A 24,825-nucleotide genomic window follows, 5' to 3' on the forward strand; every position below is an offset into this window, starting at 1 on the left:
AGAGGACTTGAACCTCCACGTCCGTAAGGACACTAGCACCTGAAGCTAGCGCGTCTACCAATTCCGCCATCTGGGCAGGCGACGCGTATGGTACTCGATTCTCGGCACTTTGCAAGAGGGGCGGGCGGGGAGCGAGCAACTTTTTGCCCCGCGCGGGAGTCCGCCATGGTTGGGTGGCCGCGCCCGCGGCGCTATACTGGCGCCATGACCAACGAATCCCCAAGCGACACCCTGTTCCCGCGGCGCCCGAGCGCCCCCCTCCCCATGTCGTCCGCGACCCTGCCAAGGATGCTCTGCGCATGACCCACTGGACGCTCAGCGACGATCCGCACGCGGAACGCGAAGCCCACAAGTACGACAAGCCCGCCCCCAGCCGCGAGTACCTGCTCGCCCGCCTGGAGGAGGTCGGCAAGCCGATCACCCACGAGAAGATGAGCCGCCTGCTCGGCCTCGACGACGAGGAGCTGCAGGAGGCGGTACGCCGCCGCCTGGCGGCCATGGAACGCGACGGCCAGGTGCTGCGCAACCGCGCCGGCGCCTACGCGCTGATCGACAAGCTCGACCTGATCAAGGGCAAGGTGCTCGGCCACCGCGACGGCTTCGGCTTCCTGCTGCGCGACGACGGCAAGAAGCCCGACCTGGTGCTGCCGCCCCGGCAGATGCGCCGGGTCTTCCATGGCGACCACGTGCTGGCGCGCATCAGCGGCCGCGACCGCCGCGGCCGTGACGAGGCCACCATCGCCGAGGTGCTGGCGCGCAACACCCAGACCATCGTCGGCGTCTACCGCGAGAACACCCCCGAATTCGGGGTCCTGATCCCGGAGAACGCCCGCATCACCCAGGAGATCATCATCCCCCACAGCGCCTGCGGCGGGGCGAAGGATGGCCAGGTGATCTCGGCGCGCATCGTCAAGCAGCCCGAGACCCGGGTGCAGCCGGTGGGTGAGGTGATCGAGGTGCTCGGCGAGCGCATGGACCCGGGGATGGAGATCGACATCGCCATCCGCAGCTACGAGATCCCCGCCGAGTTCCCGCCCGAGGTGCACGACCAGATCGGCGAGATGTCCGCCGAGGTGGCCGAGGCCGACAAGGCCAACCGCATCGACCTGCGCCACCTGCCGCTGGTCACCATCGACGACGAGAGCGCCAAGGACTTCGACGACGCCGTGTGCGCCTGGAAGACCAAGTCGGGGAGCTGGAAGCTGCTGGTGGCGATCGCCGATGTCTCCCACTACGTGCGCCCCGGCACCCCCCTCGACCAGGAGGCGATCCGCCGCGGCAACTCGGTCTACTTCCCGGGGCAGGTGGTGCCGATGCTGCCGGAGCTGCTCTCCAACGGCCTCTGCTCGCTCAACCCGGCGGTCGACCGCCTGGCGCTGGTGTGCGAGATGAACATCTCCAAGAACGGCGCCATCAGCCGCTACCGCTTCTTTGAAGCGGTGTTCCAGTCCCATGCGCGACTCACCTACAACAAGGTGGCGGCGATCCTCGATGACGAGGGCGAGCACGGCGACGCCCTGCGCGAGGAGTATCGCGAGCTGGTGGGACCGCTCAAGGACCTGCATGGCCTCTACAGGCTGCTGCGCGAGGCCCGCGAGGCCCGCGGCGCCATCGACTTCGAGACCACCGAGACCGCCATCGTCTTCAACGACGAGCGCAAGATCGAGAAGATCGTGCCGCGCAGCCGCAACGACGCCCACAAGCTGATCGAGGAGTGCATGCTGGCGGCCAACGTGGCCACCGCGCGCTTCCTCGACAAGCATGACCTGCCGGCCCTCTATCGCATCCACGAGAAGCCCTCGCCGGAGCGCCTCGACAAGCTGCGCCTCTTCCTTGCCGAGCTGGGGCTCTCCCTGGGCGGCGGCGACGACCCGAGCCCCCAGGACTACCAGGAGCTGGCCGAGGTCATCCGCGACCGCCCCGACGCCGACGTCATCCAGACGGTGATGCTGCGCTCCATGAGCCGTGCGGTCTACTCGCCCCAGAACGACGGCCACTTCGGCCTGGCCTATCCGGCCTATGCCCACTTCACCTCGCCGATCCGCCGCTACCCCGACCTGATCGTGCACCGCGCCATCCGCTCGGTGATCCGTGGCCCGCGCCAGACCAACACCGTGCTGCGCGCCGACGGGGCCCCGGTGGAGCCGCCCAGCCGCTGGGCGCCCTACACCTTCGAGCAGATGCTCGAGCTCGGCGAGCACTGCTCGATGACCGAGCGGCGCGCCGACGACGCCACCCGCGACGTCGAGGACTGGCTCAAGTGCGAGTTCATGTCCGACAAGCTCGGCGAGGTCTACGACGGCACCATCGCCTCGGTGACCCAGTTCGGCATCTTCGTGCGGCTCGACGAGGTGTACGTGGAGGGGCTGGTGCACGTCACCTCGTTGCCCTCCGACTACTACCACTACGAGCCGGAGAAGCATCGTCTCAAGGGCGAGCGCTCGGGGATGAGCTACCGCCTCGGCGACGGCGTCACCGTGCAGGTGGCCCGGGTCGACCTGGACGAGCGCAAGATCGACTTCGCCCTGGCCGACGACAAGCCCCGTCCCAAGCGCGCGCCGCGCCGCCGCCGGGCGGTGGACGCCGCCCCCGACAAGGGGCGCGCCCGCGCCGGCGGCAAGCCGCCCAAGGCCGAGGCGGCCAGCGAGGAGGGCGCCGACAAGGGCGGACGCAAGCGTGGCGGGCGTCGGCGCCGCAGCCGGCGCTGACCCGCGGCGGCGGGCCACCCGGCCCGCCCGGGATTCCTGACGAAAGCGAGCGACATGAAGCAGAAGCGAAGCCGCCGGCCGCCCACGGGCAAGCCGGCCGTCCCCGGTGGGCTGGAGAGCGTGTTCGGCGTGCACGCCGTGCGTGCCCTCATCGAGCGCGGCGAGACGCCCCGCGAGCTGTGGGTCCAGGAGGGCAGTGCCGGCGAGCGGCTGGCCGAGCTGGTGGAGGCCGCCCGCGCCGGCGGCGCCCGGGTGCAGCGTCGCCCCCGCGACGAGCTCGACCGCCTGGCCCAGGGCGCCGCCCACCAGGGCATCGTCGCCTTCGCCGCGCCGCTCGCCTTCGCCGCCGAGAGCGAGCTGTGGTTCCGGCTGGAGGCCTGGCCCGGTGAGGCGCCCCCCCTGCTGCTGGTGCTGGACGGCGTCACCGACGTGCACAACTTCGGCGCCTGCCTGCGCAGCGCCGATGCCGCCGGGGTGGACGGGGTGATCGTGCCCAAGGACAAGGCCGCCCCGCTCAACGCCACGGTGCGCAAGGTGGCCTGCGGCGCCGCCGAGAGCGTGCCGGTCTACCAGGTCACCAACCTGGCCCGTGCCCTGGCCAGGCTCAAGGCGCTCGGCGTCTGGGTCACCGGCACCGCCGGCGAGGCCGAGGCGCTGGTCTTCGAGGCCGACCTCGCAGGGCCCACGGCGCTGGTGATGGGGGCCGAGGGCAAGGGGCTCCGGCGCCTGACCCGCGAGGCCTGCGACCATCTGGTCAAGCTGCCCATGGTCGGCAGCGTGTCGAGCCTCAACGTCTCGGTGGCCACCGGCATCTGCCTGTTCGAGGCCGTGCGCCAGCGCCGCGGCTGATACGCTTGCGCACCAGGCCCACACTCTTTAGAATGCTTGCGCCCGTTCGTCCCTCGAGCGGGCGTTCGTGTTTCTTCTATCACCTCCTTGCTTCCCCGGAGCGCCGAGTCCTCCCGTGGAAGCTGCCAAACCGCAAGGAGATCCCATGCGTCACTACGAGATCGTGTTCATGGTCCACCCGGACCAGAGCGAGCAGGTTCCCGCCATGGTCGAGCGCTACACCGGCCTCGTCACCGAGAACGGCGGCACCGTGCATCGTCTCGAGGATTGGGGCCGTCGTCACCTGGCCTACCCGATCAACAAGATCCACAAGGCTCACTACGTGCTGATGAACGTCGAGTGCAGCGGCGAGACCCTCGACGAGATCGAGAACATCTTCCGCTTCAACGACGCCATCATTCGCAGCCTGGTGGTGCGCTGCAAGGAAGCCGTCACCGAGGCCTCGCCGATGATGAAGCCGGTGGAAGAGAAGCGCGCGCGCCGCGACGAGAAGCCCCGCGCCGAGTCCGCCTGATACCACCCCATCGCACGTCTGAAGGAGTCTTCACATGGCACGCTTTTTCCGTCGCCGCAAGTTCTGCCGTTTCACCGCCGAGGGCGTGAAGCAGATCGACTACAAGGATCTGGACACCCTCAAGGCCTACATCACCGAGACCGGCAAGATCGTTCCCAGCCGCATCACCGGTACCAAGGCCCGCTACCAGCGTCAGCTGGCGACCGCCGTCAAGCGCGCCCGCTACCTGGCGCTGCTGCCCTACACCGATAGCCACCAGTAAGCGCCAGGCACGATGCTGACGATCGCCCGCTGGGTGATGCGCGGCACGCCCCACGCCGTCGGCGGGGCCGTGGTCGCCACCCTGATCCCCTGGCTGTTCTGGCTGGGGGCCGCCATCGCGGCCCTGGTCACCCTGCGTCGCGGGCTCTCCCCGGCGCTGCCGGTGATCGTGGCCGCCGCCGTGCCCTCGGGCTGGTGGTGGATGCAGGGGGATGTCATCCCGCTGGCCAGCGTGCTGCTGGTCACCTTGATGGCGGTGGTGCTGCGCGCCCGCCTGCGCTGGAGCGAGGCGTTAATCGCCGGCGCCCTGGCCGGGGCGGTGATGATCCAGCTGGGCATCTTCCTGCCGCCCCAGGGGACCGGCCAGATGCTTGCCGAGCTGCGCCAGGCCTCCCCCGAGGTGGAGCGCCTGCTCGCCGAGCTGACCCGCCAGGGGCTCGACACCGAGCAGCTGGCGGCGCTGCTGATCGGCGGGGTCACCGGCCTGATGGTGCTGATCGCCGCCGTGGCCTGCCTGGCCCTGGCGCGCAGCTGGCAGGCGGGGCTCTACAACCCCGGGGGCTTCCGAGAGGAGTTCCACGCCCTGCGCCTCTCGCCACGTGAGCTCGCCGTGCTGGTGGTGCTCGGGGTGGTCGGCGCCGTGCTGGGGCTGCCCGGGCTCGGCATGCTGCTGTGGGTGCCGCTGCTGGTCGCCGGCATCGCGCTGGTGCATGGTTTTATCGGACTGAAAGGGATGAACGGGCTGTGGCTGGTCGCCTTCTACCTGCTGCTGATCACCACCTGGCCCATGATTCTGATCGTGCTGCTGCTGGCCTTCATCGACGTCTTCGCGGACATCCGCGGGCGTCTGGCCAGCCGCGACTGACAAGAGGTTTACGAGATGGAAGTCATTCTGCTCGACAAGATTGGCAAGCTGGGCGGCCTGGGTGACCAGGTTACCGTCAAGCCCGGCTACGGCCGCAACTACCTGGTGCCCTACGGCCTCGCCGTGCCGGCCACCAAGGACAACATCGAGGCCTTCGAGGCCCAGCGTGCCGAGCTCGAGGCCCAGGCCGCCGAGCGCAAGGCCGAGGCCGAGGCGCGTGCCGCCCAGCTGAACGAGATCGAGCTCTCCCTGGTCGCCAAGGCCGGCGACGAGGGCAAGCTGTTCGGCTCCATCGGTCCCCGCGACCTGGCCGAGGCCATCTCCTCGGCCGGCATCGAGGTGGCCAAGAGCGAGGTGCGCATGCCCGAAGGTCCGCTGCGTGCCACCGGTGAGTACGACATCCAGCTGCACCTGCATGCGGAAGTCGACGCCACCGTGCGCGTGGTGGTCGTGGCCGAGTAAGCCGCGTCCGCAGCGCCTGACGAGGGGCGCGGGGAGAGATCCCCGCGCCCCTCGTCATGTTGGGGGAAGAGTCATGGGGCGATGGGGCCGACTGGGGTAGAATGGCCTCCCCGCAACGCCCAGGGTGATTCAGCGCATGTCCGAGATCCTCGAGCACGACCAGGAAACCGCCGCCCTCAAGGTGCCGCCCCATTCGCTGGAGGCGGAGCAGTCGGTGCTGGGCGGGCTGATGCTCGACAACCAGGCGTGGGACAACGTCGCCGACCGCCTGGTGGCCGACGACTTCTATCGCTACGAGCACCGCCTGATCTTCAACGTCATGGCGGAGCTCGCCGAGGGCGCCAGGCCGCTGGACGTGGTGACCCTCTCCGAGGCGCTGGAGAGGCGTGACCAGCTGGATACCGTGGGTGGGCTGGCCTATCTCGCCGAGCTGGCACGCAACACCCCCTCGGCCAGCAACATCCGCGCCTACGCCGACATCGTTCGCGAGCGTGCCACCCTGCGCAAGCTGATCCGCGCCGCCAGCCAGATCGCCGACGGTGCCTTCAGCCCCCAGGGGCGCCCCGCCGACGAGCTGGTGGACGAGGCCGAGCGGCTGGTGTTCCAGATCAGCGAGGAGCGGCCCAAGTCGGGCGGCCCGGTGGGCATGAGCGAGCTACTCGCCAAGGCGGTGGACCGCATCGACGAGCTGTTCAACATGCAGGGGGAGATGACCGGCCTCTCCACCGGCTTCCGTGACCTCGACGAGATGACCTCGGGGCTGCAGCCCTCGGACCTGGTGATCATCGCCGGGCGACCCTCGATGGGCAAGACCACCTTCGCCATGAACCTGGTCGAGCACGCGGTGATCGCCAGCGACAAGCCGGTGATGGTGTTCTCCATGGAGATGCCCGCCGAGTCGCTGATGCTGCGCATGCTCTCCTCGCTGGGGCGCATCGACCAGACCCGGGTGCGTACCGGCCAGCTGGAGGACGAGGACTGGCCGCGCCTGACCTCGGCGGTCAACCTGCTCAAGGACAAGCAGCTGTTCATCGACGACACCGCCGCGCTCTCGCCCAACGAGATGCGCTCGCGGATCCGCCGGGTGGTGCGCGAGCACGGCAATCTGGCGCTGATCATGATCGACTACCTGCAGCTGATGCAGATCCCTGGCTTCTCCGAGAACCGCACCGGCGAGATCTCCGAGATCTCGCGCTCGCTCAAGGGGCTGGCCAAGGAGTTCGGCTGCCCGGTGGTGGCGCTCTCGCAGCTCAACCGCTCGCTGGAGCAGCGCCCCAACAAGCGCCCGGTGATGTCGGACCTGCGCGAGTCGGGCGCCATCGAGCAGGATGCCGACATCATCGGCTTCGTCTATCGCGACGAGGTCTACAATCCGGATAACCCCGACAACCAGGGGCTCGCCGAGGTGATCATCGGCAAGCAGCGTAACGGCCCCATCGGTACCGTGCACATGGCCTTCATCGGCAAGTACACCCGCTTCGAGGACCTGGCGCCGGACAGCTACGGCGACACCTTCGGCGAGTGAGCGCGGCGCGGCTTGAGCCTGCGAGGCAGGGCCGTATAATCCCCACCCCTCGAACCCGGACAGGAAGGAGGCAGCATGGCAGGCGGATTTCGGCGCGGCAATCGACGCCGCACCCCCAAGCTGGAGGCGCGCGGCGAGCTCCAGTCGGTGGAGCGCGAGGGCCCGTTCAAGGAGTGGCTGGGCATGCCCGACCTCTACCGCTACCAGCTGGTGGTGGAGGGCGAGACCTACAGCTACCAGACCGAGGACGCCGAGCTGCCGGTGGCGGTGGGCGACCGCGTGGTGTTCCGCTACAAGGAGACCAAGGCCGGCAAGTGGGTCGATCGCAACTCCCTGGGCAAGGCGATCGACCCCTCCGACTACCAGTAGCGCCAGGAACTCCCCGGGGTGGCGGGGGTCACATTCCCGACACGCAGCCGTCACCGCCGCGTCATCGGGCGGCCTCAGGCTGCAGGGAATGTCACCTGCCAGATACCCCGGAGGGATCCATGGAATTTCACGAGCTCAAGGCCTTCGTGGCCCATCACGACAACTACGAGATCCGCGTCATCGGCCATGCCGGCAGCCGCTTCTACCAGGTGGAGCTGGAGGACATCGAGGGGCAGCGCCATATGCTGACCCGCCGCGGCAAGCCGGTGCTGTTCCGCGCCCTGGACGACGTCTATGTGGAGCTCAAGGGCGCCGGCATCCACCGCGCCTACCTGGTGCAGCAGGTGCCCCACGACGAGGTGATCGGCCGTGAGGCCCACTACCAGGACCCGCTGACCTCGCGCATGCCGCTGGTCTTCTAGCACGTCGCGGCGAGGTTCACCCCGAGGGCTCGGTGCCCCGCCTCATGCGCGGGGCCTCGTGTTCCGACGCCGGCTATTCCCCCCGCCGCCGGCCCCTGCGCGCCAGCCAGCGCCCCAGGCGTACCCGGCGCCTGGCGAACCAGCGATACCCCGCGTCCATCGGCCCCGCCACTCCCGGCAGGGTGCTCAGCCAAACCAGCCGCCGATAGCCCAGCACCGCGTAGAGCGCGCGGCTGGCGTCCATGCCGATGAACCAGCGCCCCGCGGCGTCGCGCAGGTGCAGCCGCCCCATCATCGCCTCGAAGGAGCTCCCCAGCGCCGCGGCGTCGAACCCCGGTGCCTGGATATCCACCAGTGCCACGCGCGCCCGGCGTGGATGGCGGGCTAGCCAGGCCACCTCGCGCTGGCACAAAGGGCAGTGGCCGTCGTGGTAGAGCGTGACCGGCGGCGTGGCGGCGAGGGCGTCGCGTCGGCTCATGGGGTCTCCTCCGAGGGCACGCTGACGTAGCCGGCCAGATGGCGGCGGCGCTCCGGCTCGTCGCCCGCCTGGCGCCAGGCCGAGCTGCGCGGCAGCGCCGCCAGGAAGGCCTCCGCCTGCTCGCGCATGGCCGAGCGCTTCGCGTCGCCCATCCTGGCCAGCGAGCCGTAGATCAGCTTCATGCGCGGGTTAGCCGAGAGGGTCTCGGCGTGGCGCTCCAGGAAGCGCCAGTAGAGGCTGTTGAGGGGGCAGGCGTCGGGGCCGGTGACCCGCCTGGGGTCGTAGCGGCAGTGGCGGCAGTGGTCCGACATGCGGTCGATGTACTTGCCCGAGGCGCAGTAGGGCTTGGAGCCCATCAGGCCGCCGTCGGCGTGCAGCACCATCCCCAGGGTGTTGGGCAGCTCCACCCATTCGCAGGCGTCGGCGTAGACCGCCAGGTACCAGTCGCACAGCGCCTCGGGAGAGACGTCGCAGAGCAGCGCCACGTTGCCGGTGACCATCAGCCGCTGGATATGGTGGGCGTAGGCGTTGTCGCGGGTCATCTCGATGGCGCGCGACAGGCAGCGCAGCTCGGTGTCGCCGCTCCAGTAGCAGGCCGGCAGGTCGCCCTCGGCGTTCAGGGCGTTGCCCCGCTTGTAGTCGGGCATGCGCGTCCAGTAGAGGCCGCGCACATACTCCCGCCAGCCCAGGATCTGGCGGATAAAGCCCTCCACCGAGTTGAGCGGGGCGCGCCCCTCGCGATACTCCCGCTCCGCCGCCTCGCATACCTCGCGGGACGAGAGCAGACCCAGGTTGAGCGCCGCCGAGAGGCGCGAGTGGAAGAGGAAGGGGGCGTCGTCGCGGATGGCGTCCTGGTAGCGGCCGAAGTCGGGCAGCAGCCGGGCGAGGAAGTGGCGCAGGTCCACCAGCGCCTGGCGTCGGGTCACCGGCCAGTGGAAGCCCTCGAGGCGTCCGAAGTGCTCGCCGAAGTGCTCCGCCACCAGCGCGAGGACCTCCTCGGTGACGGCATCCCGACGGTGGCGGGGCGGCTCAGGGATCTCGAGTGCCTCCGGCAGCGGTTCACGGTTGTCGTGGTCGTAGTTCCACCGCCCGCCGGCGGGCTGGCCATCCTCCATCAGCAGGCCGGTCCGGCGTCGCTGCTGCCGGTAGAAGTGCTCCATCCGCGGGGCCTTGCGCCCCTGCATCCAGGCGCCGAAGTCCGCCGGGGTGGTGAAGAAGCGGTCATCCTCGAGCAGGCGCCAGGGCAGGGCGGCATGCTCGCGCTCCCGCATCGCCTGCCACAGCCGCCACTCGCCGGGGCGCACCGCGCGGATCTCGTCGCAGCCGTAGAGGGCCGCCAGGCGCTCCGCCTCCGGGACCAGCGCCTGGGCGTTGTCGGGGTCATCCAGGGCGCTGTAGTGGACGCACAGGCCCCGTTCGCGCAGCGCCTGGGCGAAGTGGCGCATGGCGGAGAGCATCAGCGCGATCTTCTGGGGGTGGTGGGGCACGTAGCGCCCCTCGGCGGCCACCTCGCAGAGTGCCACCACGGCGTCCTCGGGCAGGTCGCGCAGGCTGGCAAGCGCCGGGGTGAGCTGGTCGCCGAGCACCAGGACCAGGGGGCGTGGCATGGGCTGACCTCAAGCTGTACAAATTTGTCTGATAGTACAACTTCATCCCGCCGGGGGCGAGGAGGCTGGTACACTAGCATCTCCCCAAGCAGTGCCCGAGCAGCGACCCAAGGAGCCCCGCCCATGACCACCCCGACCCAGGATTCGGCTCGCCCCGAGATGGACCGCCCCGGCGAGGGCCGCCTGGTCCATGCCCCATCCGATCATCCCGCCATCCCCCGTGCCCGGGTCGGGGTGGTGCTGGTCAACCTGGGCACCCCGGACGCCACCGACTACTGGTCCATGCGTCGCTACCTCAGCGAGTTCCTCTCCGACAAGCGGGTGGTGGACTACCCCAGCTGGAAGTGGCAACCGCTGCTGCAGCTGATCATCCTCGCGCGGCGGCCCTTCAAGTCCGGCGAGGCCTATCGTGGCATCTGGAACACCGAGAAGGACGAGAGCCCGCTGCTTACCATCACCCGGGAGCAGACCCGCAAGGTGGCCGAGGGGCTCGAGGCGCGCCATGGCGAGCGGGTGATGGTCGACTTCGCCATGCGCTACGGCAACCCCTCCACCGATAGCGTGCTCAGGCGCCTGCAGGCGGCGGGCTGCGAGAAGATCCTGTTCTTCCCGCTCTATCCCCAGTACGCCTCGCCCACCACCGCCACCGCCAACGACCATGCCTTCCGTACCCTGATGAAGCTCAAGTGGCAGCCGGCGATCCGTACCGTACCCGCCTACTTCGAGCACCCCCGCTATGTCGAGGCCCTGGCCCGCTCGGTACGTGAGGCGTATGACGCCGCCGAGACGCCGCCGGAAGTGCTGGTGGCCTCCTACCACGGCGTGCCCAAGCGCTTCCTGATGGAGGGCGACCCCTACCACTGCCAGTGCCAGAAGACCACGCGACTGCTGCGCGAGGCGCTGGGCTGGGAGGGCGACGCCATCCAGACCGCCTTCCAGTCGCAGTTCGGGCCCGAGGAGTGGGTGGGGCCCCAGACGGTGGAGCATGTGGCCGAGCTGGCCCGCCAGGGCAAGAAGCATATCGCGGTGGTCTCGCCGGCCTTCTCCGCCGACTGCGTCGAGACCCTGGAGGAGATCCAGGAGGAGATCCGCGATGCCTTCCTCGAGGCGGGCGGCGAGACCTTCACCTATGTGCCCTGCCTCAACGACCGCGACGACCATATCGACGCCCTGCTCGCCATCATCGACAACGAGCTGGGTGGCTGGGTATAGGACACGGCCCCTGCCGGCACGCCATAGCGATCGGGCCCGCCATCGGCGGGCCCGAGGCGTGTCAGCCATGGCCGCGGTCGGGGTGGGGTACCGGCTTCTCGCCGACCTCCTCGGGGCGCAGCTCCACCGGACGCCCGGCGGTCTTCTCCACGTGCTTCAGCTTGAGGTGCAGGCCGGTCTTGGCCAGCAGGTGGGCGCTCACCGGGGCGGTGATGAACAGGAACAGGGTGATCAGCATCTCTTGGATGTCCGGCTTGCCCTCGGTGACCCAGAAGTAGAGCATCGAGGCCACCAGCATGCAGCCGATCCCCAGGGTGGTGGCCTTGGTGGGGCCGTGCAGGCGCATGTAGAAGTCGGGCAGGTGGGCCATGCCCAGCGAGCCGATGAACACGAAGGCGCCGCCGGCGATCAGCAGCAGCGAGATCACGCCCTCCAAGATCACGTAGAACGTCATGACGCCTCCTATTCGATGATGTCGCCGCGCAGCAGGTACTTGCATACCGCCACGGTGCTGATGAAGCCGAGCATGGCGATCAGCAGGGCCGACTCGAAGTAGGTCTTGGTGTTGAGCCACAGCCCCAGCAGCCCGATCAGCGCGATGGAGTTGATGTACATGGTGTCCAGCGCCAGCAGGCGGTCGGGCATGTCGGGGCCGACGGCCAGGCGGTAGACGTTGAGCGCCAGGGCCGCGATGACCAGCGCCAGGGTGGTGAACAGGGCGACGTCTAGCATTCGTAGATCTCCTTCAGGGGGCGCTCGTAGCGCTCGCGGATGGTCGCGATCAGCGCCTCGTCGTCCTCCACGTCCAGGGCGTGGATCAGCAGCGACTTGCCGTCCAGCCGCAGGTTGGCCGACACCGTGCCCGGCGTCAGGCTGATGGTGTTGGCCAGCAGGGTGATGGTGAAGCGATTCTCCAGCATCAGCGGGTACTCCACGAAGTGGGGCCGCAGGCGCCGCCAGGGATTGATGATCAGCCAGGCCACCTGGACGTTGGCGACGATGATGTCGCCCAGCACCCGCAGCACGAAACGCAGCAGCAGCCGTGGCTTCTTCACGTGGGGCTGGGCGTCCCAGAAGCGGTGGGTCACCAGCGGTATCGCCACCGCCAGGGCGCCGCCCAGCAGGATATGGCCGAAGGCCACGCTGCGCACCATCAGCAGCCAGACGACCAGCAGCAGGATCGACAGCAGCGGGGTGGGCAGCCAGGGACGAGGCGTGATCATGGGGCGTCTCCCTCGGGGGTCAGCAGGGCGCGGGTCACCGCCTCGGGGCGTGCCAGCTGCTCGGCGGTGGCGTCGGTGTAGTCGGTGAGGGGCCCGGCGAGGAGGACCAGCAGCGGCGAGGCGCCGATCAGCCAGGCCACGCCGAACCACTGGCGGGGCGGCAGGCGCTGGCCGTCCGCCTCGCCGCTGCTGCGCCAGAACAGCGTCGAGCCGGCCCGGGAGAGGGCGACGATGGCGGCCAGCCCCGAGAGCAGCAGGACCGGCCACAGCCAGGCGCGCTGGCCGCCCTCGGCGGCGACCAGCAGCAGCGCCTTGCCGATCGCCCCGGAGAGTGGCGGCATGCCGGCCACCGCCACCGCGCCGGCGAAGAACAGCAGCGCCAGCCAGCGCCCCTGGCGCAGCGGCCGGCCCTTGACGATGCGGGTGCCCGCCTTGCCGCGCTGGGCGCCGATCATCTCGGCCAGCAGGAAGAGGCCGCCGGTGACCAGGGTGGTGTGGATCAGGTAGTAGAGCAGGGCCGAGACCGCCGCCGGGGAACCGATGCCGATGCCCGCCAGCAGGGTGCCCACCGAGACCAGCACCAGGTAGGCCACCAGCAGGCGCAGGTCGCGCGCCGCCAGGGTGCCGGCGCCGGCGGCCACCAGAGTGGCCAGCGCGAACCACCACACCCAGCCCTGCTCCAGGTCGGCCAGGGCGCCGGCGTCCTCGCCGAACACCAGCGAGTAGACCCGCAGGATGGCGTAGATGCCGACCTTGGTCATGATGGCGAACAGCGCCGCCACCGGTGCCGGCGCCGCCGCATAGGCCCTGGGCAGCCAGAAGTAGAGCGGCAGGATCGCCGCCTTGAGGCCGAACACCACCAGCAGCATCAGCGCGCCGGCCACCACCAGCCCCTCGCGCTCGGCGGGAAGCCCGGCGAGGCGCGTGGCCATGTCGGCCATGTTGAGGGTGCCGGTGGCGCCATAGAGGATGCCCACGCTGATCAAGAACAGCGACGAGCCCGCCAGGTTGAGCACCACGTAGTGGACCCCGGCCATGATGCGATCGCGGCCGCCGCCGTGCAGCAGCAGGGCGTAGGAGGCGAGCAGCAGCACCTCGAAGAACACGAAGAGGTTGAACAGGTCGCCGGTCAGGAAGGCGCCGTTGAGGCCCATCAGCTGCCACTGGAAGAGGCCGTGGAAGTTGCTGCCACGCTCGTCGTCGCCGGCGCAGGCGAACACCACCGCGCCCAGGGCGAGCACGGCGGTGAGCAGCACCATCAGCGCCGAGAGGCGGTCGAGCACCAGCACGATGCCGAAGGGGGGCTGCCAGTCGCCAAGGGCGTAGTAGGTCACCTCGCCGCCGGCAGCCCGGGCCACCAGGGCGACGCCCACCAGCAGCAGGGCCAGGGTGGCGCCGACGCCCACCAGGCGCTTGACGCGCACGCTGCCCTGGCGCTGGAACAGCAGCAGCAGGCCGGCGACCAGCGGCAGCACCACCGGCAGCACGATCAGGTGAGACATCATCGGCGACCCTCCCCGGCCTCATGCTTGCGGCCGTCGACGTGGTCGTTGCCCGCCTCGCTGCGCGCCCGCATGGCGAGGATCACCACGAAGGCGGTCATCGCGAAGCCGATGACGATGGCGGTCAGCACCAGGGCCTGGGGCAGGGGGTCGGCGTAGTCGCCGGCACCATTCACCAGGGCGGCGCCGTCGGTGGTCAGCCCGCCCATGGAGAACAGGAAGAGGTTCACGGCATAGGAGAGCAGGGTCAGGCCCACCACCACCGGGAAGGTACGGGCGCGCAGGGTCAGGTAGAGCCCGCAGGCGGTTAGCACGCCGGTGGTGATGGCGTAGAGGCTTTCCATCAGGAGGACTCCTTGGGAGTGTCGGAGGGCGGCGCGGCGGCGGACTCCTTGGCCGGACGGTGGGGGGTGGTGACCTTGCCCAGGTTGGCCAGGATCATCAGGGTGGCCCCCACCACGGCGAGGTAGACGCCGAGGTCGAAGAGCATGGCGGTGGCCAGCTCGAACTTGCCCACCAGCGGCAGTGAGAAGTAGCCGAACGACGAGGTCAGGAAGGGGTAGCCGAACAGCCAGCTGCCCAGCCCCGTGAGGGTGGCGATGCCGACGCCGGCCACCGCCACCGGCTGGTAGGGGAAGTCCAGGCGCCGCTGGGCCCACTCCACGCCGCGCGCCATGTAGAGCAGGATCAGCGCCACCGCGGTGACCAGGCCGGCGATGAAGCCGCCGCCCGGCTGGTTGTGGCCGCGCAGGAAGATGAAGGCCGAGACCAGAAGCGCCAGCGGCAGCAGGGCCATGGAGATGGAGGTGAGGATCGCCGGGTAGCGGTCCGGCGACCACACCCGTCCCTCGCCGTCGCTGTGGGGCATGAACACCCGCAGGCGGTTGAGCAGCTTGAAGATCGCCAGGCCGGCCAGCGCCAGCACGGTGATCTCGCCCAGGGTATCGAAGCCGCGGAAGTCGACCAAGATGACGTTGACCACGTTGTGGCCGCCGCCGCCGGGCACGCTGTTCTCCAGGAAGAAGCCCGAGATGGAGGCGTTGTCGCGGGTCAGCACCGCGTAGTTGAGGCTCGCCACCACCAGCCCCAGGGTCCCGGCCAGCACCACATCGCGCAGGTTGCGGCGGTTGGAGGACTCGGTGGGGGTCTTCTGGGGCAGGAAGAACAGCGCCAGCATCAGCAGGATCATGGTCACCACCTCCACCGAGAGCTGGGTCAGCGCCAGGTCGGGGGCGGAGAAGCGGGCGAAGGTGAGCGACACCACCAGGCCCACCACCGAGAGCATGATCAGCGAGATCAGGCGGTAGCGGTGGGTCACCGCGGTGGCGATGCCGCCGAACACCAGCAGGGCGGCGCCCAGCAGCACCACGCCGTCGATGGGCTGGTTGCCCAGTGCGCCGGTCAGTCCGCTCATGCGCGACAGTCCCAGGCCGCCCATCACCAGGGAGGCGACCAGCAGCCAGGTCATGTAGCGCTGCAGCGAGCCGCCCTCGAAGCGAGCGAGGCCCGTCCCGGCACGAGACGCCAGGCGCTGCACCGCGCCCTCGAACACCAGCCGGGCGTCGACGGGACGGAAGCCGCGATGGAAGTGGCGCAGGTCGGCATGGCGCCAGTAGGCCGCCGCCCCGGCGACCAGCGCCACCACGCTCATCCCCAGCGGCAGGTTGACGCCGTGCCAGATCGCCAGGTGGAACGCGAAGTCCTCGCCCAGCACCGCCGCCACGGCCAGGCCCAGCAGCCCCTCGGCCAGCACCGGCGCCAGACCCACCAGCACGCACAGCACCACCAGCAGCTCCACCGGGGCTCGCATCAGCCACGGCGGCTCGTGGGGTGCCTTCGGCGGCGACTGCCTGGCGGGCTTGAAGAACACCGCATGCACCAGGCGCAGGGAGTAGGCCACCGAGAGGATGCCACCGATCGTCGCCAGCACCGGCAGTACCCAGCTGAGCCCCGCCAGTACCGGCGTCTCCAGGGTCTCGGTGAAGAACATCTCCTTGGAGATGAAGCCGTTGAGCAGCGGCACCCCGGCCATGGCCGCCCCGGCCAGGCTGGTCAGCAGGGCGGTGACCGGCATGGCCGTCTTCAGGCCGCCCAGGCGGCCAAGCTCGCGGGTGCCGGCCTCGTGGTCGATGATGCCGGCGCTCATGAACAGCGCCGCCTTGAAGGTGGCGTGGTTGAGGATATGGAAGAGCGCGGCGAGCACCGCCATGGGGCTGCCGATGCCCAGCAGCACCGTGATCAGCCCCAGGTGGCTCACCGTGGAGAAGGCCAGGATGCCCTTGAGGTCGGTCTTGAGCAGGGCGAACCAGGCGCCGTAGAGCAGGGTCGCCATGCCCACCAGAGAGACCACCACCGACCACAGCTCGCTGCCGGCGATGGCGGGGTGGAGGCGCGCCATCAGGAAGATGCCCGCCTTGACCATGGTCGCCGAGTGCAGGTAGGCGGAGACCGGGGTCGGTGCGGCCATGGCGTGGGGCAGCCAGAACTGGAAGGGGAACTGGGCCGACTTGGTGAAGGCCCCCAGCAGCACCAGCGCCAGCATGATCGGGTAGCGCGGATCGGCCAGTATCGCCTCGCCACCGGCCAGGACGTCGTCCATGGCGTAGCTGCCCACCATGTCGCCCAGCAGCAGCAGGCCGGCGAGCAGCGCCAGGCCGCCGGCGCCGGTCACGGTCAGCGCCATGCGCGCCCCCTTGCGGGCGTCGCTGCGATGGGACCAGAAGCCGATCAGCAGGAAGGAGGAGAGGCTGGTCAGCTCCCAATAGAGCCACAGCAGGATCAGGTTGTCGGCCATCACGATGCCGACCATGGAGGCCATGAACAGGATCAGGTAGGCGTAGAAGCGCCCGAAGGGCTCCTCCGGCGCCAGGTAGAAGTGGGCATAGAGCAGGATCAGCAGGCCGATGCCCAGGATCAGCAGGTTGAAGAGCAGCGAGAGGCCATCCAGGCGGAAGGCCAGCTCGAGCCCCAGGGTGGGTATCCAGGGGACGGAGGCGCGCAGCGCCTCGCCGGCGGAGAGGGCCGGCAGCTGGGCCAGCATCAGCACCAGCGCCAGCGCCGGCAGCGCGGCGCTGGCCAGGGAGCAGTAGCGCCGGCCGCGACGGGCCGTGGCGATCGGCACCAGCATGCCCGCCAGCGGCAGCAGGGCTATCCACATCAGTGTCATCGGTCGCTCATCCTGCGAGGGTGATAGAGGGGGAGGGGCGCAGGATGCCCGCTGGGCCGGGGGATGCAAGCGACATCGGGTCGCATCCCGTCCCTGGGGCGCTGGCCCGTCCACGGCGATGCCGTTCATCCTAACGCAAAGCGTTCTTTCTCGCCCTATCCTTGAGTTTCAACACCTTGTGTGGCTAATGTGATCCGGTCGACCGACGGGAGGGCGCACGATGCAACTCGCCGTGCTGGGAGGTTTCGTGGTGGCGGCGCTGGTGCCGCTGCTGCACCAGTGGTTCGGGACGCGCACCGCACGGGTGCTGGCACTGCTGCCGGCGGCCATCGCCGCCTGGTTGCTGGCCCAGTGGCCGGTCATCGCCGCGGGCGAGACCCTGTGGCTCGAGTGGGCCTGGGTGCCGGGCCTCGATATCACCCTGACCTTCCTGATCGACGGTCTGGCGTGGCTCTTCGCCATGCTGATCTCGGTGATCGGCACCCTGGTGCTGCTCTACGCCGGCGACTACCTGCACGGCCACCGCGACCTGCCGCGCTTCCTGGTGGTGATCACCGCCTTCATGATGTCGATGCTGGGCCTGGTGCTGGCCGACAACCTGGTCGCCCTGTTCGTGTTCTGGGAGCTGACCAGCATCACCTCCTACCTGCTGATCGGCTTCAACCACACCGACCTTGCCGCCCGCAAGTCGGCCCAGCAGGGGCTCTTTGTCACCGTGGGCGGTGGCCTGGCGCTGCTCGCCGGCTTCGCCATGCTGGCCCTGGCCGGCGACAGCTGGTCGCTGGCCGAGCTCACCACGCAGGGCGAGGCGCTCAAGGCCCACGCCCTCTACACGCCGCTGCTGATCTGCGTGCTGCTGGGCGCCTTCACCAAGTCGGCCCAGTTCCCCTTCCACTTCTGGCTGCCCAACGCCATGGCCGCGCCGACCCCGGTCTCGGCCTACCTGCACTCGGCGACCATGGTCAAGGCCGGGGTCTACCTGCTGGCGCGGCTGCATCCCGCGCTGGGCGGCACCGAGCCCTGGGTGATCACCCTCTCCCTGGTGGGGGCGCTGACCATGGCCACCGGTGCCTTCCTGGCGATCCAGCACACCAACGTCAAGAAGCTGCTGGCCTACTCCACGGTGATGGCGCTGGGCACCCTGACGATGCTGCTGGGCATCGGCAGCGAGTACGCGCTGACCGCCTTCGTGGTCTTCCTGCTCGCCCACTCCCTCTACAAGGGCGCGCTGTTCATGGTCGCGGGCATCCTCGACCACGAGGCCGGGACCAAGGACGTCACCGCCATGGGCGGGCTGCGCCACCTGATGCCGCGTACCGCCCTGGTCGCCGCGGTGGCGGCGCTGTCGCTGGCCGGGCTGCCGCCGCTGCTGGGCTTCCTCGGCAAGGAGCTGATGCTGGAGGCGGTGCTGGGGGCGTCCCACTACCGCGGGGTGATCCTGCTGCTGGCCTTCGTCGCCGCCTTCCTGACCCTGGCGGTGGCGGCCATCGTCGCCCTGCGCCCCTTCTTCGGGCCGGTGCGCGAGACGCCCCGGGTGCCCCATGAGGCCCCGGCCGGCATGCTCGTCGGTCCCGCCCTGCTGGCCACGCTGTCGCTGCTCTTCGGCCTGGTGCCGGGGCTGCTCGACCCGCTGGTCGACGCCACCCTGGCGGGGCTCGGGGTGCCCGAAGCCGAGACGCACCTGGCGCTGTGGCACGGCATCAACCTGCCGCTGCTGCTCTCCTTGGCGAGCCTGGCGCTGGGGGGCCTGGTGGCCCGCCGCTGGGATCGCCTGCGCGGCCAGCTGGCGCGCCTCGAGCCGCTGATGGCGCGCGGCCCGGAGGCGGGCTACGAGGCCTTGATGGCCGGCATGGTGCGCCTCGCCGAGTGGCAGACCCGCTTCCTGCAGAACGGCTACATCCGTAACTATCTGGTGATGACCCTGCTGGTGCTGGTGGGGCTGGTGGGCCACGCCCTGCTGGTGCGCCACACGCCGAGCCTCTCCTTCGCGCTGGACGTCTACCTCCACGAGGCGATGGTGGCGGGGCTGATGGTGGCCGGGGCGGTCGCCGCCTGCGTGATGCGCTCGCGGCTGGCGGCGGTGGCCGCGGTGGGGGTGATGGGCTTCTCCATCGCCCTGACCTTCGTGCTGTTCAGCGCACCGGACCTGGCCATCACCCAGCTGCTGGTGGAGACCCTCACGGTGATCCTGCTGGTGCTGGTGCTGTTCCGGCTGCCGCGCTTCGCGACCCTCTCCACCCCGGCGGAGCGGCTGCGCGACCTGGCGGTGGCGGGGCTCTCCGGCGGGCTGGTGACGCTGCTGATGCTCGCCGTGCTCTCCGGCGAGCGGTTGCCGCGCATCTCCGACTACATGGTCGCCAACAGCCAGCCGCTGGGCCACGGCCACAACATCGTCAACGTCATCCTGGTGGACTTCCGCGCCCTGGACACCCTGGGCGAGATGTTCGTGCTGGCGCTGGCGGCCATCGGCGTCTATGCGATGCTGCGTTTCCACGCCGAGGCGTACGAGGCCAGGGATGCCGCCAACACCCGGAGGAGCGACGATGGTTAGATCGGGCACCTTGATCCTCAATGTGGCGGCGCGGCTGCTGCTGCCGCTGCAGCTGCTGTTCTCGCTGTTTCTGCTGCTGCGCGGCCACGACGAGCCGGGTGGCGGCTTCATCGCCGGGCTGGTCGCCGCGGGGGGCTTCGCCCTCTACCTGTTCGCCTACGGGCGGCGCGCCCTGGGCGCCATGCTAAAGGTCTCGCCGCGGGACCTGGTGGGGGTCGGCCTGCTGCTGGGGGTGGCCTCCACGCTGCCGGCCTGGTGGCATGGCCAGCCCTTCTTCACCGCCCAGTGGTGGACCATCCCGGTGATCGACTTCAAGGCCTCGACGCCGCTGATCTTCGATATCGGGGTCTACCTGGTGGTGCTGGGCTCGGTGCTCACCGCCATCACCGCCCTGGTCAAGACCGACCATGAAGAGGACGCCAGACGCTGAGGAGGTGTCATGGAACCCTTGCTGGCCGTGGCGATCGGCACGCTGTTTGCCGCCGCCATCTACATGATGCTGCGCCGCTCCATCGTCAAGCTGGTGATCGGCCTGATGCTGCTCTCCAATGCCGCCAACCTGCTGATCTTCGCCACCGCCGGCCTGACCCGAGGCGCGCCGCCGCTGGTCCCGGAGGGGCTCACCGCCCCCGAGGGAGTGGTGGCCGACCCGCTGCCCCAGGCGCTGGTGCTCACCGCCATCGTCATCGCCTTCGGGGTGCTGTCGTTCGCCGTGGTGCTGGTGCGGCGTGCCTGGGAGATCGTGCGCGCCGATGACCTGGACCGGATGAAGGAAACCGACACGTGAACCCCGAGATCGCCCTGCCCATCCTGATCCCGCTGATGTCGGGGGCCGTGTCGCTGGTGTTCTGGCGCTCGCGGCTGATGCAGCGGCTGGTCGCCGTGGGCGGCACCGCGGCCCTGCTGCTGACCAGTGTCTGGCTGCTCGCCTCGGTGAACCGCGAGGGCATCCTGGTGATGCACATGGGGGGCTGGACGGCGCCCTTCGGCATCAGCCTGGTGGCCGACCTGCTGGGCGCCATCATGGTGGTGCTCACTGGCATCATCGGCTTCGCGGTGGCCCTCTACTCGCTGGCCACCGCCGGGCGCGGCCACGAGGCCTACGGCTACTTCCCGCTGATGCACCTGCTGCTGGCCGGGGTGGCCGGCGCCTTCCTCACCGGCGACATCTTCAACCTCTACGTGTGGTTCGAGGTGATGCTGGTGGCCTCCTTCGCGCTGCTGATCCTCGGCAGCGAGAAGCCGCAGATGGAGGGGGCGATCAAGTACGTGACTCTGAACCTGCTCTCTTCGGTGATCTTCCTGATCGCCGTGGGGCTGCTCTACGGCATGGTGGGCACCCTCAACATGGCCGATATCGCCCGGCGCCTGGCCGAGGTGGAGGAGCAGGGCATGGTCGACGCCCTGGCGATGATGTTCATGGTTGCCTTCGGCATCAAGGCGGCGGCCTTCCCGCTGTTCTTCTGGCTGCCGGCCTCCTACCACACCCCGCCGGTGGCGGTGTCGGCACTGTTCGCGGGGCTGCTGACCAAGGTCGGGGTCTATGCGCTGTTCCGGGTGTTCACGCTGATCTTCCACCACAGCCCCGGCTATACCCACGAGATCCTGCTGTGGGGGGCGGGACTGACCATGCTCACCGGGGTGCTGGGCGCGGCGGCCCAGTTCGAGTTCCGCCGTATCCTGTCGTTCCATATCGTCAGCCAGATCGGCTACATGATCCTGGGGCTGGCGCTGTTCACGCCGCTGGCGATCATCGGCGGGGTCTTCTACATCATGCACCACATCATCGTGAAGACGAACCTCTTCCTGGTCAGCGGGATCGTCCATCGGCTGCGTGGCAGCTACCAGCTCAAGCGTCTGGGCGGCTTCTATCGCAGCCATCCGTGGCTCGCCGTGCTGTTCCTGATTCCGGCGCTGTCGCTGGCCGGCATCCCGCCTCTCTCGGGGTTCCTGGCCAAGTTCATCGTGATCCGCGCCGGCATCGAGGCCGAGGCCTACGGGGTCACCGCCATCGCCCTGCTGGTGGGACTGCTGACCCTCTACTCGATGATCAAGATCTGGGCCGAGGTGTTCTGGAAGTCGGTGCCGCCGGAGGGGGATGTCGACCCCTACCCCGAGGTGCGCCAGCGCGAGCTGTGGCTGATGGTGGCGCCGGTGGCGGGGCTGGCGCTGTGTACCCTGTTCATCGGCCTCTACCCGGCGCCGATCCACGCCCTGGCCGAGGCCTCGGCGGCCCAGCTGCTGGACCCCGAGGGCTACATCCGGGCGGTGCTGGGCGCCCAGGGGGAGGGAACGCCATGATCGGTGCGGCCTGGAACCTGCTGCTGGGGGGCGCCTGGGTGGTGCTCACCGGCGACTTCAGCGGCCTCAACCTGCTCGCCGGCCTGGTCTTCGGCTACTTGGTGCTGGCGTTGATCCAGCCCCAGGTGCCGGCGCTTTCCGGCTATGCCCAGCGCTTGCCGCGGCTGCTGGCCTTCATCGGCTTCTTCCTCAAGGAGCTGGTGATGGCCAACCTCAAGGTGGCCTTCGATATCGTCACCCCGCCCTGGTACATGAAGCCCGGGGTGATCGCCATGCCGCTCCAGGCCCGCAGCGAGTTCGAGATCGCCCTGGTCGCCAACCTCATCTCGCTGACCCCGGGAACCCTGAGCCTGGATGTCTCCGACGACCGCCGGGTGCTCTATATCCACGCCATGTTCCTGGACGACGAGGAGGCGCTGCGGCGCGACCTGGCGGAGCTGGAGCGCCGCGCCCTGGAGCTGTTCCATTGATTCCCCTGTCGAGCCCGAGAGGAGGGTGTCCATGTCGCCCATCATCCTGCTGAGCCTGGCGCTGATGGCGCTCGCCCTGTGCCTGGCCTTCGTGCGCCTGTTCCGGGGCCCCAGCCTGCCCGACCGGGTGGTGGCCCTGGAGCTCTTCTCGTCGATCCTGGTGGGCATCATCGGAGTGGTGGCCATCGCCACCGACGTCGCCAGCCTGCTCGACGTGGCCATCGTCATGGCGCTGATGGCCTTCATGGCCGCGATCGGCTTCGCGCGCTTCCTGGAGCGGGGAGGGCCGCGCGATGACTGAATTGCTCACCGAGCTGCTGATCCTGGTCGGGGCCGTGTTCATGCTGCTGGCGGCGCTGGGGGTGGTGCGCCTGCCCGACCTGCTCACCCGCATGCACGCCACCACCAAGGCGGCCACCCTGGGCGCCACCCTGATCATGCTGGCGGTGGCCCTCCACTTCGCCCAGGTGGCGGTGGTGGCCCGCGCCCTGGGGGTGATCCTGTTCATCCTGATGACCGCCCCGGTGGCCGCCCATGTGATCGGCCGTGCCGGCTACTTCGTCGGCTCGCGGCTGTGGGAGGGCACGCTCAAGGACGAGCTCAAGCCCAACTACGACCCCCTCACCCACGAGCTCAAGAGCGGCCGCGAGGATCAGGGCAAGCCTCGCCCCGACGAGTCCGACGCCCCCTGATCACGCGCCTTGCCAGCGCCATGAGGCCGCCCGCGGGCGGCCTCCTGCGTTGCGGGCAGGTGGTTGGTTTTATTTGTACAGAAGCTGTACTAATATTTGTATTGTGTTAATGATTGCCGAGGCATCGCCATGCACCGCAAGCCCCACCTGCCGCAGAAGCCCTGCCGGCACTGTGCTCGGCCCTTCGCCTGGCGGCGCAAGTGGGCGCGCTGCTGGGAGGAGGTGCGCTTCTGCAGCGAGCGCTGCCGTCGCGAGGCCCGCCGCGGCGGAGCGGCGTCGTGAGCCGCGTGCTGGTGTGGCTGCGCGCCGACCTGCGCCTGGCCGACAACCCCCTGCTGCGCTTCGAGTCGCCGCCCGAGGCCATGCTCTGCGTCCATGTGCTGGATCGCCGCTGGCTCGAGCCGGAGCCCGCGAGTCGGCCCCGCATCGGTCCGGCGCGTCTGCGCTTCCTGTGGGAGAGCCTGATCGCCCTGCGCGGTGAGCTGCTCAGCCGCGGCAGCGACCTGCTGGTGCGGGTGGGGGACCCGGTGGCGGAGGTCGCCGAACTGGTCGAGCGTCACGCCATCGACGAGGTACGGGTGCGCCGCGACGCCGGCTGGGAGGAGAGCCGCGGCGTGGCCCGCCTGGCCGAACGGCTGGGAAGGGGCGTGAGCCTGTGGCACCCGGACGGCGGCATGCTGCTGGACGAGGCGCACCTGCCCACCCCGATCGAGGGGATGCCGCCGAGCTTCTCCGCCTTCCGGCGCCGCGCCGAGCGCGACTGGGCGGTACCTGCCGCCATGCCCGCCCCGGTGACCCTGCCGCCCTGGCCGGAGGGCGCCTCCCGTGGGCTGCCGCCGCTTGCCCGGGTGTGCGGCGAGGCCGCCGACTGGTCGCCGGATGATCGCGGCGAGTTCCGCTTCGCCGGTGGCGAGGCGGCGGGGCAGGAGCGGCTGGAGCACTTCCTGGCGCGGGGCGGGCCCGGCCACTATAAGCGCACGCGCAACGCCCTGATGGGTTCGGACTTCTCCACCCGTCTTTCGCCCTGGCTGGCCCACGGCTGCCTCTCGGCGCGCCAGGTCCATGATGCCGTCCGCGCCTGGGAGGCCGCGCATGGCGCCAGCGACTCCAGCTACTGGGTGACCTTCGAGCTGCTGTGGCGCGACTACTTCCACTGGGCGGCGCGCCAGGAGGGGGCGGCGCTGTTCGGTCGCCGGCCGCTGCCCGACGGGGACGCGGCCTTCGCGGCCTGGCGAGAGGGGCGTACCGGGATGCCGCTGGTGGATGCCGCCATGGGCGAGCTCGCCGCCACCGGCTGGCTCTCCAACCGTGCGCGGCAGAACGTGGCGAGCTACCTCGTCCATGCGCTGGGCGGCGACTGGCGTCTCGGCGCGGCCTGGTTCGAGCACTGCCTGGTGGATTACGATGCGGCCAGCAACTGGGGCAACTGGCGCTATGTGGCCGGGGTCGGGCGCGACACCCGCGGCCAGCGTTTCGACACCTTGTGGCAGGCCGAGCATTACGACCCCGAGGGTGAGTACCTGGCCCGCTGGCAGCCGGCGCTGGCCGAGCTCCCCTGCGAAGGTCGTCACCGCCCCTGGCGCCAGGCCCCCGAGCGCTTCCCGCCGCCCCTCGGCGGGCTCCCCGCCACCGACGCCTGAGGAGGTCC

At 69.8% G+C, this 24,825-nt stretch carries 27 protein-coding genes; 19 read left to right on the top strand and 8 right to left on the bottom strand.

Annotated features, from left to right (window positions below; all coding sequences use genetic code 11):
- The first annotated feature begins 299 nt into the window (after window positions 1-299).
- From rnr to BLP95_RS07095, 9 genes are all read left to right on the top strand, one after another.
- A complete protein-coding gene (gene rnr, locus BLP95_RS07055; protein ID WP_089677706.1) occupies window positions 300-2,708 on the top strand; it encodes a ribonuclease R in 2,409 nt (802 codons plus the stop codon).
- A gap of 54 nt (window positions 2,709-2,762) precedes the next feature.
- Window positions 2,763-3,557 carry a 23S rRNA (guanosine(2251)-2'-O)-methyltransferase RlmB gene (gene rlmB / locus BLP95_RS07060; protein WP_089677708.1) on the top strand — a complete coding sequence of 265 codons (795 nt, stop codon included), beginning with the start codon at window positions 2,763-2,765 and terminating at the stop codon, window positions 3,555-3,557.
- 145 nt (window positions 3,558-3,702) lie between these two features.
- Window positions 3,703-4,071: a 30S ribosomal protein S6 gene (gene rpsF / locus BLP95_RS07065; protein WP_023004507.1), complete on the top strand. Its 369-nt coding sequence runs from the start codon at window positions 3,703-3,705 to the stop codon at window positions 4,069-4,071.
- A gap of 34 nt (window positions 4,072-4,105) precedes the next feature.
- On the top strand, window positions 4,106-4,333 hold the full coding sequence (gene rpsR / locus BLP95_RS07070; protein ID WP_023004506.1) for a 30S ribosomal protein S18: 228 nt from the start codon (window positions 4,106-4,108) through the stop codon (window positions 4,331-4,333).
- A 12-nt stretch (window positions 4,334-4,345) separates the two neighbouring features.
- Complete coding sequence (locus tag BLP95_RS07075; RefSeq protein ID WP_089677711.1) at window positions 4,346-5,197, top strand: hypothetical protein; 852 nt, start codon at window positions 4,346-4,348, stop codon at window positions 5,195-5,197.
- Between the two features lie 15 nt (window positions 5,198-5,212).
- Complete coding sequence (rplI, locus tag BLP95_RS07080; protein WP_023004504.1) at window positions 5,213-5,659, top strand: 50S ribosomal protein L9; 447 nt, start codon at window positions 5,213-5,215, stop codon at window positions 5,657-5,659.
- Between the two features lie 136 nt (window positions 5,660-5,795).
- Window positions 5,796-7,184 (top strand): replicative DNA helicase, encoded by a 1,389-nt coding sequence (dnaB, locus tag BLP95_RS07085; protein WP_089677712.1) that lies wholly within the window; start codon window positions 5,796-5,798, stop codon window positions 7,182-7,184.
- A 75-nt stretch (window positions 7,185-7,259) separates the two neighbouring features.
- Window positions 7,260-7,553 (top strand): hypothetical protein, encoded by a 294-nt coding sequence (locus BLP95_RS07090; RefSeq protein WP_023004502.1) that lies wholly within the window; start codon window positions 7,260-7,262, stop codon window positions 7,551-7,553.
- 119 nt (window positions 7,554-7,672) lie between these two features.
- Window positions 7,673-7,975 carry a DUF6482 family protein gene (locus BLP95_RS07095; RefSeq protein ID WP_089677714.1) on the top strand — a complete coding sequence of 101 codons (303 nt, stop codon included), beginning with the start codon at window positions 7,673-7,675 and terminating at the stop codon, window positions 7,973-7,975.
- 73 nt (window positions 7,976-8,048) lie between these two features.
- On the opposite strand, the gene BLP95_RS07100 is transcribed toward BLP95_RS07095, so the two are convergent.
- Window positions 8,049-8,453 (bottom strand): thiol-disulfide oxidoreductase DCC family protein, encoded by a 405-nt coding sequence (locus tag BLP95_RS07100; protein ID WP_089677716.1) that lies wholly within the window; start codon window positions 8,451-8,453, stop codon window positions 8,049-8,051.
- On the bottom strand, window positions 8,450-10,060 hold the full coding sequence (locus BLP95_RS07105; protein WP_089677718.1) for a cryptochrome/photolyase family protein: 1,611 nt from the start codon (window positions 10,058-10,060) through the stop codon (window positions 8,450-8,452). The genes BLP95_RS07100 and BLP95_RS07105 overlap by 4 nt, the downstream gene beginning before the upstream one ends.
- A gap of 123 nt (window positions 10,061-10,183) precedes the next feature.
- On the opposite strand from BLP95_RS07105, the gene hemH reads away from it, so the two are divergent.
- Entirely contained in the window at window positions 10,184-11,272 is a 1,089-nt protein-coding gene (gene hemH / locus BLP95_RS07110; protein WP_245678705.1) for a ferrochelatase, read from the top strand.
- Between the two features lie 61 nt (window positions 11,273-11,333).
- On the opposite strand, the gene BLP95_RS07115 is transcribed toward hemH, so the two are convergent.
- The 6 genes from BLP95_RS07115 to BLP95_RS07140 are packed head-to-tail and all read right to left on the bottom strand — an operon-like array spanning window position 11,334 to window position 17,163.
- A complete protein-coding gene (locus BLP95_RS07115) occupies window positions 11,334-11,726 on the bottom strand; it encodes a Na+/H+ antiporter subunit G (protein WP_089677720.1) in 393 nt (130 codons plus the stop codon).
- 8 nt (window positions 11,727-11,734) lie between these two features.
- Window positions 11,735-12,004 carry a K+/H+ antiporter subunit F gene (locus BLP95_RS07120; RefSeq protein WP_089677722.1) on the bottom strand — a complete coding sequence of 90 codons (270 nt, stop codon included), beginning with the start codon at window positions 12,002-12,004 and terminating at the stop codon, window positions 11,735-11,737.
- Window positions 11,998-12,495, bottom strand: coding sequence for a Na+/H+ antiporter subunit E (locus tag BLP95_RS07125; RefSeq protein WP_089677724.1), 498 nt, complete (start codon window positions 12,493-12,495; stop codon window positions 11,998-12,000). Before BLP95_RS07125 ends, BLP95_RS07120 begins: the two co-directional genes overlap by 7 nt.
- On the bottom strand, window positions 12,492-14,000 hold the full coding sequence (locus BLP95_RS07130) for a monovalent cation/H+ antiporter subunit D (RefSeq protein WP_089677726.1): 1,509 nt from the start codon (window positions 13,998-14,000) through the stop codon (window positions 12,492-12,494). Before BLP95_RS07130 ends, BLP95_RS07125 begins: the two co-directional genes overlap by 4 nt.
- Window positions 13,997-14,341 (bottom strand): Na+/H+ antiporter subunit C, encoded by a 345-nt coding sequence (locus BLP95_RS07135; RefSeq protein WP_089677728.1) that lies wholly within the window; start codon window positions 14,339-14,341, stop codon window positions 13,997-13,999. The genes BLP95_RS07130 and BLP95_RS07135 overlap by 4 nt, the downstream gene beginning before the upstream one ends.
- Window positions 14,341-17,163 (bottom strand): monovalent cation/H+ antiporter subunit A, encoded by a 2,823-nt coding sequence (locus tag BLP95_RS07140; protein WP_089677730.1) that lies wholly within the window; start codon window positions 17,161-17,163, stop codon window positions 14,341-14,343. Before BLP95_RS07140 ends, BLP95_RS07135 begins: the two co-directional genes overlap by 1 nt.
- A gap of 220 nt (window positions 17,164-17,383) precedes the next feature.
- Here BLP95_RS07140 and BLP95_RS07145 point away from each other — a divergent pair, with 220 nt between their 5' ends.
- The 9 genes from BLP95_RS07145 (at window position 17,384) to BLP95_RS07185 (ending at window position 24,817) form a co-directional block, all read left to right on the top strand.
- The gene (locus BLP95_RS07145; protein WP_089677732.1) at window positions 17,384-19,714 is read left to right on the top strand and encodes a putative monovalent cation/H+ antiporter subunit A; all 2,331 of its coding nucleotides are present in this window, start codon (window positions 17,384-17,386) and stop codon (window positions 19,712-19,714) included.
- Window positions 19,707-20,144, top strand: coding sequence for a Na+/H+ antiporter subunit B (locus BLP95_RS07150; RefSeq protein WP_089677734.1), 438 nt, complete (start codon window positions 19,707-19,709; stop codon window positions 20,142-20,144). The genes BLP95_RS07145 and BLP95_RS07150 overlap by 8 nt, the downstream gene beginning before the upstream one ends.
- Before the next feature lie 9 nt (window positions 20,145-20,153).
- On the top strand, window positions 20,154-20,501 hold the full coding sequence (locus BLP95_RS07155; RefSeq protein ID WP_089677736.1) for a Na+/H+ antiporter subunit C: 348 nt from the start codon (window positions 20,154-20,156) through the stop codon (window positions 20,499-20,501).
- Window positions 20,498-22,015, top strand: a complete 1,518-nt coding sequence (locus BLP95_RS07160) for a Na+/H+ antiporter subunit D (protein ID WP_089677738.1) — start codon at window positions 20,498-20,500, stop codon at window positions 22,013-22,015. Before BLP95_RS07155 ends, BLP95_RS07160 begins: the two co-directional genes overlap by 4 nt.
- Window positions 22,012-22,485, top strand: a complete 474-nt coding sequence (locus BLP95_RS07165) for a Na+/H+ antiporter subunit E (protein ID WP_089677740.1) — start codon at window positions 22,012-22,014, stop codon at window positions 22,483-22,485. Before BLP95_RS07160 ends, BLP95_RS07165 begins: the two co-directional genes overlap by 4 nt.
- Before the next feature lie 31 nt (window positions 22,486-22,516).
- Entirely contained in the window at window positions 22,517-22,786 is a 270-nt protein-coding gene (locus BLP95_RS07170; RefSeq protein ID WP_023006670.1) for a monovalent cation/H+ antiporter complex subunit F, read from the top strand.
- Window positions 22,779-23,177: a monovalent cation/H(+) antiporter subunit G gene (mnhG, locus tag BLP95_RS07175; protein ID WP_089677742.1), complete on the top strand. Its 399-nt coding sequence runs from the start codon at window positions 22,779-22,781 to the stop codon at window positions 23,175-23,177. Before BLP95_RS07170 ends, mnhG begins: the two co-directional genes overlap by 8 nt.
- 129 nt (window positions 23,178-23,306) lie before the next feature.
- Window positions 23,307-23,459 carry a DUF2256 domain-containing protein gene (locus BLP95_RS07180; protein WP_089677744.1) on the top strand — a complete coding sequence of 51 codons (153 nt, stop codon included), beginning with the start codon at window positions 23,307-23,309 and terminating at the stop codon, window positions 23,457-23,459.
- A complete protein-coding gene (locus BLP95_RS07185) occupies window positions 23,456-24,817 on the top strand; it encodes a DASH family cryptochrome (RefSeq protein ID WP_089677747.1) in 1,362 nt (453 codons plus the stop codon). Before BLP95_RS07180 ends, BLP95_RS07185 begins: the two co-directional genes overlap by 4 nt.
- Window positions 24,818-24,825 lie beyond the last annotated feature (8 nt).

This window comes from Halomonas shengliensis (genome assembly GCF_900104135.1).
GTDB lineage: Bacteria > Pseudomonadota > Gammaproteobacteria > Pseudomonadales > Halomonadaceae > Halomonas > Halomonas shengliensis.

Bases quoted from the DNA above. Each gene is read 5' to 3' on its own strand.
- BLP95_RS07155 (WP_089677736.1), top strand. From the start codon at position 20,154: ATGGAACCCTTGCTGGCCGTGGCGATCGGCACGCTGTTTGCCGCCGCC.
- BLP95_RS07100 (WP_089677716.1), bottom strand. From the start codon at position 8,453: ATGAGCCGACGCGACGCCCTCGCCGCCACGCCGCCGGTCACGCTCTAC.
- BLP95_RS07125 (WP_089677724.1), bottom strand. From the start codon at position 12,495: ATGATCACGCCTCGTCCCTGGCTGCCCACCCCGCTGCTGTCGATCCTG.
- BLP95_RS07095 (WP_089677714.1), top strand. From the start codon at position 7,673: ATGGAATTTCACGAGCTCAAGGCCTTCGTGGCCCATCACGACAACTAC.
- hemH (WP_245678705.1), top strand. From the start codon at position 10,184: ATGACCACCCCGACCCAGGATTCGGCTCGCCCCGAGATGGACCGCCCC.
- BLP95_RS07090 (WP_023004502.1), top strand. From the start codon at position 7,260: ATGGCAGGCGGATTTCGGCGCGGCAATCGACGCCGCACCCCCAAGCTG.
- BLP95_RS07150 (WP_089677734.1), top strand. From the start codon at position 19,707: ATGGTTAGATCGGGCACCTTGATCCTCAATGTGGCGGCGCGGCTGCTG.
- rplI (WP_023004504.1), top strand. From the start codon at position 5,213: ATGGAAGTCATTCTGCTCGACAAGATTGGCAAGCTGGGCGGCCTGGGT.
- BLP95_RS07145 (WP_089677732.1), top strand. From the start codon at position 17,384: ATGCAACTCGCCGTGCTGGGAGGTTTCGTGGTGGCGGCGCTGGTGCCG.
- BLP95_RS07170 (WP_023006670.1), top strand. From the start codon at position 22,517: ATGTCGCCCATCATCCTGCTGAGCCTGGCGCTGATGGCGCTCGCCCTG.
- rpsR (WP_023004506.1), top strand. From the start codon at position 4,106: ATGGCACGCTTTTTCCGTCGCCGCAAGTTCTGCCGTTTCACCGCCGAG.
- BLP95_RS07120 (WP_089677722.1), bottom strand. From the start codon at position 12,004: ATGCTAGACGTCGCCCTGTTCACCACCCTGGCGCTGGTCATCGCGGCC.
- BLP95_RS07135 (WP_089677728.1), bottom strand. From the start codon at position 14,341: ATGGAAAGCCTCTACGCCATCACCACCGGCGTGCTAACCGCCTGCGGG.
- BLP95_RS07105 (WP_089677718.1), bottom strand. From the start codon at position 10,060: ATGCCACGCCCCCTGGTCCTGGTGCTCGGCGACCAGCTCACCCCGGCG.
- rnr (WP_089677706.1), top strand. From the start codon at position 300: ATGACCCACTGGACGCTCAGCGACGATCCGCACGCGGAACGCGAAGCC.
- mnhG (WP_089677742.1), top strand. From the start codon at position 22,779: ATGACTGAATTGCTCACCGAGCTGCTGATCCTGGTCGGGGCCGTGTTC.
- BLP95_RS07115 (WP_089677720.1), bottom strand. From the start codon at position 11,726: ATGACGTTCTACGTGATCTTGGAGGGCGTGATCTCGCTGCTGCTGATC.
- BLP95_RS07130 (WP_089677726.1), bottom strand. From the start codon at position 14,000: ATGATGTCTCACCTGATCGTGCTGCCGGTGGTGCTGCCGCTGGTCGCC.
- BLP95_RS07180 (WP_089677744.1), top strand. From the start codon at position 23,307: ATGCACCGCAAGCCCCACCTGCCGCAGAAGCCCTGCCGGCACTGTGCT.
- BLP95_RS07140 (WP_089677730.1), bottom strand. From the start codon at position 17,163: ATGACACTGATGTGGATAGCCCTGCTGCCGCTGGCGGGCATGCTGGTG.
- rlmB (WP_089677708.1), top strand. From the start codon at position 2,763: ATGAAGCAGAAGCGAAGCCGCCGGCCGCCCACGGGCAAGCCGGCCGTC.
- BLP95_RS07165 (WP_089677740.1), top strand. From the start codon at position 22,012: ATGATCGGTGCGGCCTGGAACCTGCTGCTGGGGGGCGCCTGGGTGGTG.
- dnaB (WP_089677712.1), top strand. From the start codon at position 5,796: ATGTCCGAGATCCTCGAGCACGACCAGGAAACCGCCGCCCTCAAGGTG.
- rpsF (WP_023004507.1), top strand. From the start codon at position 3,703: ATGCGTCACTACGAGATCGTGTTCATGGTCCACCCGGACCAGAGCGAG.
- BLP95_RS07075 (WP_089677711.1), top strand. From the start codon at position 4,346: ATGCTGACGATCGCCCGCTGGGTGATGCGCGGCACGCCCCACGCCGTC.